Origin of the sequence: Streptococcus mitis (assembly GCF_002096755.1) — a bacterium.
GTDB lineage: Bacteria > Bacillota > Bacilli > Lactobacillales > Streptococcaceae > Streptococcus > Streptococcus mitis_AC.
The window spans coordinates 133,715-148,548 of the sequence record NZ_NCVF01000019.1; the positions used below are offsets into that span (position 1 = coordinate 133,715).

The following is a 14,834-nucleotide window of genomic DNA, read 5'->3' on the forward strand; positions in this document are numbered from 1 at the left end:
CTTATCCTTCTAAGGCTTGGTGCAAATCTGCAATCAAATCTCTAGCATCCTCAATCCCAATCGACAAACGCAAGAGGTCATCTGTCAAACCATAAGAATGGCGCACTTCTGCTGGAATATCAGCGTGAGTTTGAGTCGTTGGATAAGTAATGAGACTTTCTACCCCACCCAAACTTTCCGCAAAAGAGAAGACCTTGAGACTGTTCAAAATATGAGGAATGCGCGTTTCATCGACTACTTTAAAGGAAATCATGCCCCCACGACCAGTATAGAGAACCTCCTTGACTGCTGGAGAATCCTTCAAAAAGGCAACCACTTCTTGGGCGTTAGCTGTTGAGCGCTCCATACGAAGAGACAAGGTCTTGAGACCACGAATCAATTGATAACTGTCAAATGGAGACAAGACTGCCCCTGTCGTATTGAGATTGTAGAAAAGCTTTTCGTATAATTCTACACTATTGGTCACAACAACTCCAGCCAAGACATCATTGTGGCCTGCTAGATACTTGGTTGCTGAATGAAGAACGATATCTGCTCCATCTTCAATCGGACGTTGGTAGATAGGGCTGTAGAAGGTATTGTCCACCACTACTTTGGCACCCTTAGCATGAGCTAATTTGGCTAGTTTTTCGATATCAAATTCCAACATCAAAGGATTGGTTGGTGTTTCGATATAGAGAACATCCACGTCCTTTTCTAACTCGGCAATCAATTCTTCTTCTGTATTGGCATAGTTAAAATGGAAACGGCCTTCCTGCTCCACTTGGTTAAACCAGCGGAAAGAACCACCATAAAGGTCACGGACAGCCAAGACCTTACTTCCTACTGGAAAGACACTAAAGGCCAGTACAATAGCTGACATCCCTGAGCTAGTAGCTAGGGCATAGTCTGCGGACTCAATAGCCGCCAAGACTTCTTCTGCCTTACTGCGAGTTGGATTTTTGGTGCGCGTATAGTCAAATCCAGTAGATTTACCAAACTCTGGATGCTGATAGGTCGTTGAAAAATGAAGCGGTGTCACCAAAGCACCTGTCGCTTCGTCTGACTTGATACCCGCCTGGGCCAAAATTGTGTTGATGTGTAATTCCTTGCTCATACAATACCTCCAAATCTATAGTAACTATTGTACCACTTATTTTCATCAACTCATTTTCTTCTTTTCAAGAGCTGGTTATAGTTTTAAACTATAGACTTATACTCTTCGAAAATCTCTTCAAACCACGTCAGCGTCGCCTTACCGTACTCAAGTACAGCTTGCGGCTAGCTTCCTAGTTTGCTCTTTGATTTTCATTGAGTATTAGATAGTAAAGCTAAAAAGAATCCAGAAAATATTCCAGATTCTTTCGTGAAAATGATTGCTAGGGTTTACTTTAACCGAAAGAAATCGTGTTGGGCTAAATAGTCATAATGGTCTTTATTAAATTGATATTGGCCCACATGCTGACTAATCTGACCGACATCCACGGAAAAAATATAGTCTTCATTTTGATAATGCCAATTAAGTCTAACTGTATTCAAGACTGTCTTATAAGTAAAATCTTGAACTTGATTCCAAGGCATCTCTACGACTTGATTAGAACGATTCTCAGTCACATCACTGATATCCATCAAGTAGATTCCCTTAGGTGTGAATGCCAGAATCTTAGGCTTCACACTCGACTGAACATAGTAGGAACCACCTATAATGAAAAAATCAATAAAAGATTTCAGCAATGTCTTTTTCTTAAAAGCCATCAGAAAATTCTTTTGCCCTTCAATATGACAAGTTGACAGAAATGATGCAATCTGTTTTTCTGTTGCAAACTCCATAATGGCGCCCATGATGTTACCTCCATAACGATTAGTAAATAGGCAGATAAGAACTCTTCACATAAAAGAAGAACTTATCATTAGTTGCATTTTATCTTACTTTTTTAGTAGACAGCATCCCTCCTATAAAATCATCCTAGCATGTGCATACTTCAGTTAACACTGGAAGAGGATTTAAAAATAGCTTCTCACAACTTTTATTATATTCATTATATCATAAATCTGATAAACAATTTAAAAAATGTAAGCACTTTTCTTCCAAATTTGCCATCATTCTATAAAAAAACGACAGCTTCTTTCGAAACCATCGTTTTCTTGAAAAATCCTTATTTGACATGTTTTGCCAATTCTTCTTGGGCTTTTTTATTAGATTCTTCTTTTTCTTTCAACCATTTTTCTTTGGCTTTTTCATATTCGTCTTTCGTAACTGTCTTATCTTGTACTTTGAGGTATTTATATGATTCGACCCCTTTATTACCAGCTAATGAATACGGTGAAGAGAAAGGAACTGTTTTTCTCAATGTTGGTGTTCCGCCTAGTGAAACATTTGGAATTGCTAGAGAGCTATCTACCAACCAAGCTTGGGCATCCGCATATTTTTCATAACGTTTAGCCGGATCTTGCTCCTTATTAGCTTCTTCCAACATTTGAGTGTAGACGTCTAGTCCAACAACCTTGGCCTTGTCATTGGCTTCACCCGGCTCTAAACCTAGATTTTGCAACACTCCACCGGAATTAATATTAAAAATATCAAGGTAGCTTGATGGATCTTGATAGTCTGCGCTCCAGCCACCGTTGTATAGATCGTAATCCTTCTGAGCTGCAGTCTGAGCCAAATAGCTTGTATTATCAAAGTCTTCAGTAGAAAGTTGTTGAATATCAATTACAACATTTTCTGCACCTAAGGCTGCTTCAATAGATTGCTTCATAGAATTTGCCTCTTGGACACCCTTTTTAGCAGCTTGGTCAACTGTCATGTCCAAGTGGATAGGGAATTGGACTCCTTTGACTTGGAGTTCTTTCTTAGCTTCAGCAAATTTGGCTTTGGCTTTTTCTGGATTGTAGTATGGATCTTGGGCATCTGCAAAGTTGATTCCTTGCCATTCTTTACCATAATTAACCATCTTAGAGGCTACTACTTCACCAAAGTCTTTTCCGTTGATACTTACGAAGTTTGGAGGAACGACGAGGTTACGCAAAATCTTAGTTGCACCATCTTCACCCTGAGATTGAGCCCCGTAAGCTGTACGATCATAGGCAAAGTTAATGGCTTGACGGAAATTTTTGTTAAGAACCGCTTCTTGAGTCGATTTCTTTTCAGCATCACTTGTTTTTGAAGTGAATTTATAAGATTTTCTATCTAGGTTAAAGTTTAAGAAATAAGAAGTAGCATCTTGCAGACTATAGATGATATTGTCCTTATTCTTCTCTTTAATCCCTTCAAAACTTGAACTATTTGGATAGAGACGAGCGTAGCTATAAGCCCCCTCTACATAGTTACGAGCTAGTGCATCTTGGTCACTACCATCATAATAGGCCAATTTCACATCATCTACAAAGACATTTTTAGCATCCCAGTAGTTAGGATTTTTCTTGAATTCGATGACAGATTTTGAAACAAAGGATTTCATCAAGAAAGGTCCATTATACAAAATGCTAGATGGGTCTACCTTCCCAAAATCATCCCCTTTTGATTTTAAGAAATCTGCATTGACTGGGAAGAGAATGGTTGAAGTTGTTTTTGAGTTCCAATAAGATTCTGGTCGTGTCAAGGTATATTGAACAGTTTGGTCATCAAGAGCCTTAACTCCGACAGTTGAAAAGTCGCTTGTTTTACCAGTGATATAGTCATCTAATCCAGCAACGGATTCTTGCACTAAGTACAAGGCTTCTGATTTTTTATCAGCCGCATATTTCAAACCAGTGACAAAATCTTGGGCAGTTACAGGAGCATATTCTTCTCCATCTGCAGTATACCATTTAGCATCTTTACGCAGTTTGTAGGTATAGGTCAAACCGTCCTTAGAAACACTCCAATCCTCTGCCAAAGATGGAACATAATTTCCATACTGGTCATTTTCCATGAGACCATCTACCAGATTGGTCACAATATCATTTGTTGTTGCACGGTTTTCTGCTAGATAGTTTAAACTAGACGGATCACTAGTATAAACATAGTTATATGTTTTTGACCCTGTGCTAGAATTTCCACACGCACTTAACAAAATACCTGCACTTAACACGACACCTGCAAGTGTTGCATACTTGGCCTTAGACTTTTTCATCTCCAGAACCTCCTGATTTAAATATTTGTCTTATTATACATTACATGTTTTATTTAGTCAATAGTTTTTTAAGTAAAATTTAAGAAAAATTAAATTACTATCTACAAATTATAAAAAATATAATACAAATTAATAAAAAAGAGAATAATTCAAGCATTTCATGATAGAAATGTTCAAATTATCCCTTTTATTTATAAATATTTTTTAAGTTAACTTTAATTTGATTCGTAAGCGGTCTGCTTGAGCTTTTCCAATCACCTTATCCAACAAACGGGTACGGAGACTCATAACTCCATAAACACCTCCACCCATGGCACCGACAAGAGCTACATATAGGAAACTCCACAAACGTCCACTTGGTTGGAAGACAAATCCTAAAATCCACTGCAATGTCCCAACTACAAGAAACATGAAAAGAGTTAACAAACTGATTAAAATGGTTCGCTTCACAATAATCTTGCGCTTGACACCTGTTACCTTACAAATATCCCGATACATCAAGACATTAGGAATGATAAGACCGATAGTTGTGGAAATCAAAGGACCATAACTGTGGAAGAGGGCGATGGTAGGTATTTGCAAGACTAGCTTGGCAATCGAACCATAGATGAAGTAGAGAACAGCCTTACGGTTTCGGAACATGGCCTGAAGCATTGGTGACAAGACCATGTACAAGCCTAAAATAGTAGACTGCAAAACTGCAAAGACAAACAAACCCATAGCCAAACTATCTGGCTTGCCATAGAAAACCGTATAAAGAGGTTCTCCTACCATGACCACTCCAACTGTTGCTGGCAGTAGGAATAAGAAAAGCATGGTAATGCTGTCCTGAACTAGGCGAGAAGCTGCTTTCAAGTCTCCCTTGACATAGTTTTCAGTCAAGAGTGGCAATCCTACACTACCAATCGAAACCCCAACAGAAATCAAAATCATAGTGATTTTATTAGGGTTAGCTGAGAAATAAGAAAACATGACAACCAAGTCTTCATTACTATAATTGGTAAACCAGCTCATACTATTGATAAAGGTCATCTGGTCCAGAATCTGGAAGAGCTGGATGGCAGACCCTGTCAGGATAAAAGGAATGGCTTCCTTAATGGTATCGACTAAGAGACGCTTGCTGTTAATCTTATCTCCTGTTTCAAGGACTCTTTTTAGTAATCCTTCCTTAGCAAGGAAGTAAAGCAAAACTGCAAAACTGGCTACCATGCCGACAAAGGCAGCAAAGGTTGATTGGATTACCGCTGCTAGATAATCTCCTGAGCCCATTTTCATAATCATAAAGGTAGCTAGGAGCATCCAGATAACTCGAATGACTTGCTCTGCGATTTGACTCATGGCATAAGGTTTGAGATTATTCATCCCTTGGAAGAAGCCTCGGATAACACTCATAGAAGGGAAAATCAAGACCGCCCAAGCCAAGCTCTGCATGATTGGGATCAAGTCTTTACCCACACCCGACAAGTCTGCTAGCCAAGGAGCAAAGACATACAAGACTAGAGCAAAGACCAGACCTAGTCCCGTCATAAAGCCTAAAAAACTCCGAATCAGGGCAAAACTATGCTCCTCTTCTCGCATGGTATTATACTTGGCAACTTGCTTGGCCACTGCAACTGGAATCCCCGCTGTTGAAATCAGCAAGAACCAGGCATAGATATTGTAGCCCATGGTAAAGAGACCATTGGCCGTAGCCGCATAAGACCCCATCCAGATATACCAAGGGATGATATAAATGGCACCGAGTAGACGACTGATAAAGTTACTAGCCGTTAGCCAAGCAGTCCCCCGTAACATCTGGGCCTGCTGGTGATTGTTTTCGTTAGACATAAATTCCTCATTTAATTTTAATCACTAGGAAAAATTCCTCATCTTCCATTATAAACTTTTCCTTGTCACTTGTAAATTTACGACTTTCGGTTTACAATAGAAAGTATGATAAAGATTGAAACCGTATTAGATATTTTAAAGAAAGATGGTCTCTTCCGTGAGATTATCGACCAAGGACATTATCACTACAACTACAGCAAAGTTGTTTTTGACACCATCTGCTATGATAGCCGCAAGGCCAAAGAGAAGAGCCTCTTTTTCGTCAAGGGTGCTGCCTTTAAAAAGGAATTTCTGATTTCTGCCATCTCTCAAGGCCTCGGTTGGTATGTGGCTGAAGAAGACTATGAAGTTGGTATTCCTGCTATTATCGTCAGCGATATCAAGAAAGCCATGAGTTTGGTAGCTATGGAATTTTATGGCAATCCACAGGAAAAACTCAAACTCCTCGCCTTCACTGGAACCAAAGGTAAAACAACAGCAGCCTACTTCGCTTATAACATCTTATCTCAAGGGCATCGACCTGCTATGCTCTCAACCATGAACACAACTCTAGATGGCAAGACTTTCTTTAAGTCTGCATTAACAACCCCTGAGAGTATTGACCTCTTTGACATGATGAATCAAGCTGTGCAAAATGACCGTACTCACCTCATCATGGAGGTATCCAGTCAGGCCTATCTGGTCAAACGTGTCTATGGTCTAACTTTTGATGTGGGAGTTTTCCTCAATATTAGCCCAGACCATATCGGCCCGATTGAACACCCTAGCTTTGAAGACTACTTCTACCATAAGCGTCTCTTAATGGAAAATAGCCGTGCAGTCATCATTAACAGTGACATGGACCACTTTTCTGTCTTGAAAGAACAAGTAGAAGATCAAGACCATGATTTCTACGGTAGTCAGTCGAACAACCAAATCGAGAATTCCAAAGCCTTTAGTTTTTCAGCTACGGGTAAACTCGCTGGAGATTATGCTATTCAACTCATCGGCCACTTCAACCAAGAAAATGCCGTTGCTGCTGGACTTGCTTGCCTCCGTCTCGGAGCTAGTCTTGAGGACATCAAAAAAGGAATCGCTGCAACCCGAGTTCCTGGTCGTATGGAAGTCCTCACCCAGAAAAATGGAGCCAAGGTTTTCATCGACTATGCCCACAATGGTGACAGTCTCAAAAAACTCATCAATGTTGTAGAGACTCATCAAACAGGAAAGATTGCTCTGGTTCTCGGTTCGACAGGAAATAAGGGAGAAAGTCGTCGCAAAGACTTTGGACTTCTCCTCAATCAACATCCTGAGATTCAAGTCTTTTTGACTGCTGATGACCCCAACTACGAAGACCCAATGGCCATTGCAGATGAGATTAGTAGCTACATTAATTATTCTGTTGAAAAAATTGCGGATCGCCAAGAAGCCATCAAGGCAGCCATGGCTATCACAAATCAGGAATTAGATGCTGTCATTATTGCGGGTAAGGGAGCCGATTGCTACCAAATCGTCCAAGGCAAGAAAGAAGCCTATCCAGGAGATGCAGCCGTCGCAGAACGTTATCTATAAAAAAATCAAGGGAACTATTCCCTTGATTTTTTTAGTCTTCTTTCTTAAATGAATTTTTAAGACCTTCAACGGCACCTTCTACAGCACCTTTAACGTCTTCAACTACTTCTTTTGCCTTAGCAACTGTCTTTTCTACAGCGCCTTCTGCTTCAGTCTTGCTATCTCCAGTAACTTTACCAAATCCTTCTTTGATAGAGCCTGTTGCTTGTTCCAATTTGTTTTCAAGTGACATATGATTGTCTCTTTTAATTTTATTCCGATATGTGTTACCGGTTACATATAGTTTATACCGAATACTAAGGAAAGTCAAATAATGTGCTCAGAAACAAGAAATCAGCCCAAGTAGAAAGTTAATCTTTCCTTATCAAAATTGATAGCCAACTCATACTTTCCATCTTCCTTTTGGACAATATAACCTAGGACAACTAAACTGTCCACAAAGATATCACGGCGTTTCTGCATAAGCTGGTCTTTTTTGAGAAATTTTAGCAAAAAAGTTGTCATGTATTTGAGAGCATACTCAGGATTAACATCTCCCAAAATAGCATAGAGTACCTGCTGTTTTTCTGTCAAAGGATACTGATGTTTGACCTTGTAGAAATAATTGGACAGGGTCATTTTTGATCTCGCAAAGTCCGTCTTTTCAACTAAAATAGATTCATTGGTTTGATTTCGTAATTCCGTCTCAAACCTCTGCTCTAACAAGGCTTGATAGACCGGACTATCTTCGCTGACAAAAATCTCTTGATCCAGTTCGAGACTATCGAGTGATTCAAGCATAGGAAGATTAAGGTAATAACGCTTATTTTCTCGTAGAATCAAGCCTGACTTTATATACTCTTCCATGAGTTTGTCAACTGCTACATCTGGAAACTTGGCCTTAATTTCTCGCAAAATAACATCCTCATGCTGGTCTAGATAGCGGATCAATTCTCCAAAAAATGGCTGTCTCGTCAAACGAGATGGATTAAAAATCTGAATCATGAAGATTCCTTTCTTTACATTCTAACAGAGGCGATGCTGCCAACTGACTAGGATTGGTCCCAGCTTGGTTCAGAGGAACAGGCAAACCTAGTTCTCTATAATACTCTCTCCAAAAATCACTAATCTCCTGCTCCCCATCCCCAAATTTCATAGGTATGGTCTCAAAAATCGGTAGGATTTCTGCCATATACTGGGAGCAATAAAAACCAGCTCCATCTGGATAGAAAGAAGCATTGTAGAGTGCTCCTAGATGTTTGCAAGCTTTTTCCTTCACAGACTGGATATCCATTTCTGGGTAGACATAGAGGTCGTACAAGTGATTGGGCTCAAAGAAGTCTGCAGGTTCTTGACAGACAACACCAGCCTGTCCACTAGCGTGGTAAATCATCCCATCCAAACAAATCGCAACATGGTTATAGTTGCCTGTGGAAGTCTGGATGGCCTGCCCCATATCTGACTCATCTCTCACAAAAATCAAATCGCCATTTTCTAACATGCTTCACTCCTAGCAAAAAAGGAGCCGAAACTCCTTTCGATATAAGTCAAACTAGCCTGTCCTAATTTGAATTGACACTCAAAATCTTAAGCATTGAAGCTTTCAGTCAATTGAGGTACCACTTGTTTCTTACGTGAAACTGCACCAGCAAGGAAGGCATGATTGTTTTCAAGTTTGAAGTTGAAGGCTGCTTCAACCTTGCCCATATTGGCACCAAGAGCCAAGATTTCTGAGTTTGAGTTGACGATATCTGTAATCATCAAGACAAAGTCAGAGTAACCGTTTGCTACGTTAGCAGCTTGCATTGCAGCTTCGATTTCTGCTTGACGTTCCAAAACTTCAGCGATGTCAACTGTGTTTACTTGAGCAACACGGACATTATTTCCGTTCAATTCAAAAGTCTTAGCATCGATGTCAATCAATTCTTCAGCAGATTTGCTAGCCAAGTTTGTACCAGCTTTCAACATAGCTAAACCATATTCTTCCAAGTTGACACCAGCCAATTCAGCCAATTCTGGAGCAATAACTGTATCTGTTGGGTGTGTTGTTGGTGATTTCAAAAGAAGGGTATCTGAAATCAAACCTGAAAGCATCAAACCAGCAATCTCTTTAGGTACAGCTACACCATGTTCTTTGAACATACGGTAAACGATTGAAGACGCTGATCCAACTGGCTCCAAACGCATGTAGAGTGGGCTTGCAGTTTCAAAGTTAGCCACACGGTGGTGGTCTACAACACCATAAACTTCTACTTCAGCGATATCTGATACAGATTGTTGGAATTCATTGTGGTCAGTCAGGATAACTTGCTCTGCGCCCTCTGCTTTAGCAGAAGTGATAACACGCGGTGCTTCTACACCAAAATAGTTCAAGACAAAGGCTGTTTCTTCATTTGGAGTTCCAAGGGCAACAGCTTCCGTATCCAAACCATAAGCTTCTTTTGCAAGGTAGGCAAAGGCTACAGATGACCCGATGGCATCTGAGTCTGGATTTTGGTGACCAAATACTAGAATCTTAGACATGATAATACCTCATTTTGTTTATTCTCTTTATTGTAGCATTTTTTTCGCTTTTTGACAAAAGTAAGAGGAGTCAAAGGGCTCCTCACGATTCTTCAAAATAACTGATACTCTTCGAAAATCTCTTCAAACCACGTCAGCTTCGCCTTGCCGTACTCAAGTACTGTCTACGGCTAGCTTCCTAGTTTGCTCTTTGATTTTCATTGAGTATGAGTAAATTTCTATCTTGATTTTCAGATAAAAATCTTTCCTTCTGTGACCTCTTCTTACGCTTGAGAAGGGCTTCAGCCGACATGGCTTCTTCCTTACTGTCAAAACCTTGAGCATAGATGAGTTTGACTGGCAAGCGTGCTCGAGTGTATTTGGCTCCCTTCCCACTATTGTGGACAGCGAGGCGTCTTCTCACATCAGTCGTATAGCCTGTATAGTAAGATCCATCACGACACTCCAGCACGTACATATAAGCCTTATGATCCATAATAAATCTCTTCAAGTTCAGGCGTATAAGAGCCATCATCATTGTGGACAATGAGAGGTGGCAAAACCTTAAAGCCACTTGTCGAGCCATCCTTGATGGCCTCAATCAAAAGCATATTGGCTTCCTTTTCTCTTTTTGGATAAACAAACTGCAGGCGCTTGGGGGCTAGATTATGCCGTTGTAACGTATCCAAAATATCCAGAAGTCGATCAGGGCGATGAACCATGGCCAAACGCCCATTGGATTTGAGAATACTCTGGGCACTACGACAGATTTCCTGCAAATTGGTCGTGATTTCGTGGCGAGCCAAGAGATAATGTTCACTCTCATTCAGGTTTGAATGAGGATCCACCTTGAAATAGGGTGGATTACACAAAATCATATCCACCTTACTTCCCTGTATACGCGAAGGCATATTTTTCAAATCATCACAGATGACCTCCATCTGCTCTTCCAAACCATTCAAACGGACAGAGCGTTCAGCCATATCCGCCAAACGCTCCTGAATCTCAACAGCCAAAATCTGTGCCTGAGTACGAGTGCTAGCAAATAGCCCCACCGCTCCATTACCAGCACAAAAATCCACTATCAAGCCCTTTTTAGGAAAACGTGGAAAACGTGACAAGAGAACACTATCCACCGAATAGCTAAAAACCTCTCTATTTTGAATGATTTTAATATCTGTCGAAAAGAGCTGGTTAATGCGCTCTCCTGATTTTAATAATTGTTCTTCTTCCATGGTCTTATTATAGCAAATTTATATTAACATTACAAAAGATAGAGATTTCTAACTAGTGCTTCTGATTCTTCAAATGTTGAAGGGCTTCCTTGGTCCAAATTGGCATCATTCGTTTGAGAGGAGCAAAGCCGTAGTTAAAACGATCGCTTGAAAAGCGTCTCCGTCTCGGAAACTGGTGCTTTTCTTCCTCCAAAGTACGGATAGAAAGACTAGCTTTCCCTGTAAATTCATCTAAATCCACTACCTGAACCTGAACCTCTTCATCGACTTTCAAGGCTTCTTGGATATTTTCAATAAAACCTGTCCGAATCTCTGAAATGTGAATCAGCCCCGTATCACCCGTTTCTAGCTCAACAAAGGCACCGTAGGGCTGAATCCCTGTAATACGCCCCTTTAGCTTATCACCGATTTTCATCTTAGTCCTCGATTTCAATTGTTTCAATCACAACATCTTCAACTGGCTTATCCATAGCTCCTGTCTCAACAGCAGCAATGGCATCCAAGACAGCGTAAGAAGCTTCATCAGCTAACTGACCAAAAACCGTGTGACGGCGGTCTAGATGAGGAGTGCCACCTTGGTTGGCATAGATTTCCGCAATCGGTTCTGGCCAACCACCACGAGCAATTTCTTTCTTAGAATAAGGCAGGTGTTGATTTTGCACGATAAAGAATTGGCTGCCGTTGGTATTTGGACCAGCATTGGCCATGGAAAGGGCACCACGGATATTGTAAAGTTCTTCTGAGAACTCATCCTCAAATGATTCGCCGTAGATTGACTCGCCACCCATACCAGTTCCAGTTGGGTCTCCACCTTGAATCATAAAGTCCTTGATAATACGATGGAAAATGACACCATCATAGTAACCATCTTTTGAAAGAGCTACAAAGTTAGCCACTGTTTTAGGAGCATGTTCAGGGAAAAGCTTGATACGCAAGTCTCCGTGATTGGTCTTAATAGTCGCAAGAGGACCTTCTACTGTTTCAATATCTACTTGTGGGAAATGCAATTCTTTTTCTACCATACCAAATCCTTCTAAGGCATCAAAAATGCCATCTTCTTCTAATGTTTTTGTAATAAAATCTGCTTTTTCTTTGATATTTTCATGAGAAATTCCCATTGCAACGCTGATTCCAGCATAATCAAAGAGTTCCAAGTCGTTGAGGCCATCTCCAAAAACCATGACGTTCTCTGGTTTCAAGCCAAGGTGTTCCACAACCTTTTCCACCCCCGTCGCTTTGGAACCTGAAATTGGCACAATATCAGACGAATGCTCATGCCAACGAACCATGCGAAGTTTGTCTGAGAGACTATCAGGCAAGTGCAAGTCATCTCCCTTATCCTCAAAAGTCCACATCTGATAGATATCTTCTTTTTCATGGAAATCAGGATCTACATCCAAATCAGGGTAAATTGGATTGATAGCCTCACTAATCATATCGGTGCGAGTCGATAACTTAGCATCATGACTCCCAACCAAACCATACTCAATTCCTTCTTCCTTAGCCCAAGAGATATACTCTTCAACATCTGACTTCTCAATCTGATGTTGATAAATAACCCGACCTTTTTTATCTTCAATGTAGGCCCCATTTAAGGTCACAAAAAAGTCAGGATTGAGCTCACGAATCTCTGGAACGACACCAAAAATCCCTCGTCCAGAAGCAATACCTGTCAAAATTTCTTTCTCACGTAATTGCTTAAAAACAGTTGGGATTGAAGCTGGAATAAAACCGGTTTTAGAATTTCGCAATGTATCATCAATATCAAAAAAGACAATCTTAATCTTCTTTGCCTTATATCTTAATTTGGCATCCATCTCACTACCTCTTTCAATCTAACTCTTTCCATTATACCATAAAGTAGCTAAATCCCCTATTTTCAAAAAGTTTCCCGTTTTATTGTAAGTCCTTGGATAAGTATAAAACTAAATCATTATCATTTTGACAACTTGCACCCATTTCTAGCGGTTTATTTCTATACCACACACCTGTCCCATCTGGAATGTAGCCCCGTCTGATATACAATCTCTGGGCAGGGCCATAGCCTAAGTGCAAACCTACACCAAGAGTGACCTTACTCGAAACAAACTTGACTCGTTTTTCTGCTTCTTCTAGCAGTTGATTCCCAATCCCTTGATTTCGAAAAGGATCAAACACATTAAAATCTGATAATTCTGGATAGACTTCTGCAAAAGGACCATGTTTAGCAGAGGGCAAAATAGTAACGTAGCCCGCTACAGCACCATCAATCTCTGCAACTAAGACTTCTCTGTCGCCACTTGCTTGCTCCCAAAAATAGCTAGCTAAGATTTCTTCTCTAGCAGGCCAACCTTGATTCATAAATCCATGAGATAAGGATTCAATATCAGACTTAATCATATTTCTAATCGTACAATTCATCTTTGACTTACCCACCTTTACTCTTTCTATTACCATTATAGCACGCCAAGGTCAGAAAAAACTATCTCGTGAAAAAAAGACTCAACCGGGTCTGAAAAAGAGGTCCACCCGAACCCAAACTCGCTCTCTCATTTCAAGGCTCGTGAAAAAAAGACCCAACCGGGTCTTTTCTTTAATCTTCGTTTACGAAAGGCATCAAAGCCATTACGCGAGCGCGTTTGATAGCTGTTGTTACTTTACGTTGGTTTTTAGCTGAAGTTCCTGTTACACGACGAGGAAGGATTTTCCCACGTTCTGAAACGAAACGGCTAAGAAGCTCAGTATCTTTGTAATCAACATATTCAATTTTGTTTGCTGCGATGTAATCAACTTTTTTACGGCGTTTGAATCCGCCACGACGTTGTTGAGCCATGTGTTTTCTCCTTTATAATTTTAGTTGTCCATTAGAATGGTAAATCATCATCTGAAATATCCAATGGATTTGTTGCTCCAAATGGATTTTCATCACGTGAAAAGTCTGGTACTGAATTTGTAGGCGCTGAATAGTTTGAACTTGGTGCAGAATAAGCTCCACCTGTGTGACCCTCACGCACACTACGGCTTTCCAACATTTGGAAATTCTCAGCCACGACCTCTGTCACGTAGACACGTTGTCCTTGCTGGTTATCGTAACTACGAGTCTGGATACGACCTGTCACCCCGATAAGTGAGCCTTTTTTAGCCCAATTAGCAAGGTTTTCAGCCTGTTGGCGCCACATAACGACATTGATAAAATCAGCCTCACGTTCGCCATTTTGACTCTTAAATGTACGGTTTACTGCAAGAGTAAAAGTCGCAACTGCTACATTTGATGGGGTATAACGCAACTCAGCGTCACGTGTCATACGCCCTACAAGTACAACATTGTTAATCATAGTTTACCTTCTTAAGCGTCAGTTTTGACGATCATGTGACGAAGAATGTCAGCGTTGATTTTTGAAAGACGGTCAAACTCTTTAAGAGCTACGTCGTCGTTTGCTTCAACGTTAACGATGTGGTAAAGTCCTTCACGGAAATCTTTGATTTCGTATGCAAGACGACGTTTTTCCCAAGATTTTGATTCAACAACAGTTGCACCGTTGTCAGTCAAAATAGAGTCAAAACGTGCTACCAAAGCGTTTTTAGCTTCTTCTTCAATGTTTGGACGAATGATATAAAGAATTTCGTATTTAGCCATTGATATGTTCCTCCTTTTGGTCTAATGACC

General features: G+C 40.4%; 17 protein-coding genes. 1 reads left to right on the top strand and 16 read right to left on the bottom strand.

Annotated elements, in window-relative coordinates:
* Position 1: 1 nt before the first annotated feature.
* From B7700_RS02690 to B7700_RS02710, 4 genes are all read right to left on the bottom strand, one after another.
* A complete protein-coding gene (locus tag B7700_RS02690; protein WP_084886954.1) occupies positions 2–1,096 on the bottom strand; it encodes a cystathionine gamma-synthase in 1,095 nt (364 codons plus the stop codon).
* Between the two features lie 269 nt (positions 1,097–1,365).
* On the bottom strand, positions 1,366–1,821 hold the full coding sequence (locus B7700_RS02700; RefSeq protein ID WP_084886956.1) for a hypothetical protein: 456 nt from the start codon (positions 1,819–1,821) through the stop codon (positions 1,366–1,368).
* A 314-nt stretch (positions 1,822–2,135) separates the two neighbouring features.
* Positions 2,136–4,094: a peptide ABC transporter substrate-binding protein gene (locus tag B7700_RS02705; RefSeq protein ID WP_084886958.1), complete on the bottom strand. Its 1,959-nt coding sequence runs from the start codon at positions 4,092–4,094 to the stop codon at positions 2,136–2,138.
* A 204-nt stretch (positions 4,095–4,298) separates the two neighbouring features.
* The gene (locus B7700_RS02710; RefSeq protein WP_084886960.1) at positions 4,299–5,921 is read right to left on the bottom strand and encodes a putative polysaccharide biosynthesis protein; all 1,623 of its coding nucleotides are present in this window, start codon (positions 5,919–5,921) and stop codon (positions 4,299–4,301) included.
* A gap of 105 nt (positions 5,922–6,026) precedes the next feature.
* On the opposite strand from B7700_RS02710, the gene B7700_RS02715 reads away from it, so the two are divergent.
* The gene (locus B7700_RS02715; protein ID WP_084886962.1) at positions 6,027–7,472 is read left to right on the top strand and encodes a UDP-N-acetylmuramoyl-L-alanyl-D-glutamate--L-lysine ligase; all 1,446 of its coding nucleotides are present in this window, start codon (positions 6,027–6,029) and stop codon (positions 7,470–7,472) included.
* 31 nt (positions 7,473–7,503) lie between these two features.
* Here the strand turns inward: B7700_RS02715 and B7700_RS02720 are convergent, their stop codons facing one another.
* The 12 genes from B7700_RS02720 to rpsF form a co-directional block, all read right to left on the bottom strand.
* Complete coding sequence (locus B7700_RS02720; protein ID WP_084886964.1) at positions 7,504–7,704, bottom strand: CsbD family protein; 201 nt, start codon at positions 7,702–7,704, stop codon at positions 7,504–7,506.
* Positions 7,705–7,805: 101 nt separating this feature from the next.
* Entirely contained in the window at positions 7,806–8,456 is a 651-nt protein-coding gene (locus B7700_RS02725; protein ID WP_084886966.1) for a DUF1803 domain-containing protein, read from the bottom strand.
* Positions 8,440–8,952 carry a YiiX/YebB-like N1pC/P60 family cysteine hydrolase gene (locus tag B7700_RS02730; protein WP_084886968.1) on the bottom strand — a complete coding sequence of 171 codons (513 nt, stop codon included), beginning with the start codon at positions 8,950–8,952 and terminating at the stop codon, positions 8,440–8,442. The genes B7700_RS02725 and B7700_RS02730 overlap by 17 nt, the downstream gene beginning before the upstream one ends.
* 86 nt (positions 8,953–9,038) lie before the next feature.
* Complete coding sequence (locus B7700_RS02735; RefSeq protein ID WP_084886970.1) at positions 9,039–9,974, bottom strand: manganese-dependent inorganic pyrophosphatase; 936 nt, start codon at positions 9,972–9,974, stop codon at positions 9,039–9,041.
* Between the two features lie 178 nt (positions 9,975–10,152).
* A complete protein-coding gene (locus B7700_RS02740; RefSeq protein ID WP_084886972.1) occupies positions 10,153–10,449 on the bottom strand; it encodes a GIY-YIG nuclease family protein in 297 nt (98 codons plus the stop codon).
* Positions 10,439–11,188, bottom strand: coding sequence for a tRNA1(Val) (adenine(37)-N6)-methyltransferase (locus tag B7700_RS02745; protein WP_000390771.1), 750 nt, complete (start codon positions 11,186–11,188; stop codon positions 10,439–10,441). Before B7700_RS02745 ends, B7700_RS02740 begins: the two co-directional genes overlap by 11 nt.
* Before the next feature lie 52 nt (positions 11,189–11,240).
* On the bottom strand, positions 11,241–11,603 hold the full coding sequence (locus B7700_RS02750) for a S1 RNA-binding domain-containing protein (protein ID WP_000689605.1): 363 nt from the start codon (positions 11,601–11,603) through the stop codon (positions 11,241–11,243).
* A gap of 1 nt (position 11,604) precedes the next feature.
* The gene (locus B7700_RS02755; protein ID WP_084886974.1) at positions 11,605–13,005 is read right to left on the bottom strand and encodes a bifunctional Cof-type HAD-IIB family hydrolase/peptidylprolyl isomerase; all 1,401 of its coding nucleotides are present in this window, start codon (positions 13,003–13,005) and stop codon (positions 11,605–11,607) included.
* Positions 13,006–13,084: 79 nt separating this feature from the next.
* Positions 13,085–13,588 (bottom strand): GNAT family N-acetyltransferase, encoded by a 504-nt coding sequence (locus tag B7700_RS02760; protein WP_084886984.1) that lies wholly within the window; start codon positions 13,586–13,588, stop codon positions 13,085–13,087.
* A gap of 172 nt (positions 13,589–13,760) precedes the next feature.
* The gene (rpsR, locus tag B7700_RS02765) at positions 13,761–14,000 is read right to left on the bottom strand and encodes a 30S ribosomal protein S18 (protein ID WP_000068664.1); all 240 of its coding nucleotides are present in this window, start codon (positions 13,998–14,000) and stop codon (positions 13,761–13,763) included.
* 31 nt (positions 14,001–14,031) lie between these two features.
* On the bottom strand, positions 14,032–14,502 hold the full coding sequence (ssbA, locus tag B7700_RS02770; RefSeq protein ID WP_000609602.1) for a single-stranded DNA-binding protein SsbA: 471 nt from the start codon (positions 14,500–14,502) through the stop codon (positions 14,032–14,034).
* Positions 14,503–14,513: 11 nt separating this feature from the next.
* Positions 14,514–14,804 carry a 30S ribosomal protein S6 gene (gene rpsF / locus B7700_RS02775; RefSeq protein ID WP_001151780.1) on the bottom strand — a complete coding sequence of 97 codons (291 nt, stop codon included), beginning with the start codon at positions 14,802–14,804 and terminating at the stop codon, positions 14,514–14,516.
* Positions 14,805–14,834: the final 30 nt, after the last annotated feature.

Bases quoted from the DNA above. Each gene is read 5' to 3' on its own strand.
- B7700_RS02755 (WP_084886974.1), bottom strand. From the start codon at position 13,005: ATGGATGCCAAATTAAGATATAAGGCAAAGAAGATTAAGATTGTCTTT.
- B7700_RS02715 (WP_084886962.1), top strand. From the start codon at position 6,027: ATGATAAAGATTGAAACCGTATTAGATATTTTAAAGAAAGATGGTCTC.
- B7700_RS02735 (WP_084886970.1), bottom strand. From the start codon at position 9,974: ATGTCTAAGATTCTAGTATTTGGTCACCAAAATCCAGACTCAGATGCC.
- B7700_RS02705 (WP_084886958.1), bottom strand. From the start codon at position 4,094: ATGAAAAAGTCTAAGGCCAAGTATGCAACACTTGCAGGTGTCGTGTTA.
- B7700_RS02720 (WP_084886964.1), bottom strand. From the start codon at position 7,704: ATGTCACTTGAAAACAAATTGGAACAAGCAACAGGCTCTATCAAAGAA.
- B7700_RS02760 (WP_084886984.1), bottom strand. From the start codon at position 13,588: ATGAATTGTACGATTAGAAATATGATTAAGTCTGATATTGAATCCTTA.
- B7700_RS02730 (WP_084886968.1), bottom strand. From the start codon at position 8,952: ATGTTAGAAAATGGCGATTTGATTTTTGTGAGAGATGAGTCAGATATG.
- B7700_RS02750 (WP_000689605.1), bottom strand. From the start codon at position 11,603: ATGAAAATCGGTGATAAGCTAAAGGGGCGTATTACAGGGATTCAGCCC.
- B7700_RS02700 (WP_084886956.1), bottom strand. From the start codon at position 1,821: ATGGGCGCCATTATGGAGTTTGCAACAGAAAAACAGATTGCATCATTT.
- ssbA (WP_000609602.1), bottom strand. From the start codon at position 14,502: ATGATTAACAATGTTGTACTTGTAGGGCGTATGACACGTGACGCTGAG.
- rpsR (WP_000068664.1), bottom strand. From the start codon at position 14,000: ATGGCTCAACAACGTCGTGGCGGATTCAAACGCCGTAAAAAAGTTGAT.
- B7700_RS02740 (WP_084886972.1), bottom strand. From the start codon at position 10,449: ATGGATCATAAGGCTTATATGTACGTGCTGGAGTGTCGTGATGGATCT.
- B7700_RS02745 (WP_000390771.1), bottom strand. From the start codon at position 11,188: ATGGAAGAAGAACAATTATTAAAATCAGGAGAGCGCATTAACCAGCTC.
- B7700_RS02690 (WP_084886954.1), bottom strand. From the start codon at position 1,096: ATGAGCAAGGAATTACACATCAACACAATTTTGGCCCAGGCGGGTATC.
- B7700_RS02710 (WP_084886960.1), bottom strand. From the start codon at position 5,921: ATGTCTAACGAAAACAATCACCAGCAGGCCCAGATGTTACGGGGGACT.
- rpsF (WP_001151780.1), bottom strand. From the start codon at position 14,804: ATGGCTAAATACGAAATTCTTTATATCATTCGTCCAAACATTGAAGAA.
- B7700_RS02725 (WP_084886966.1), bottom strand. From the start codon at position 8,456: ATGATTCAGATTTTTAATCCATCTCGTTTGACGAGACAGCCATTTTTT.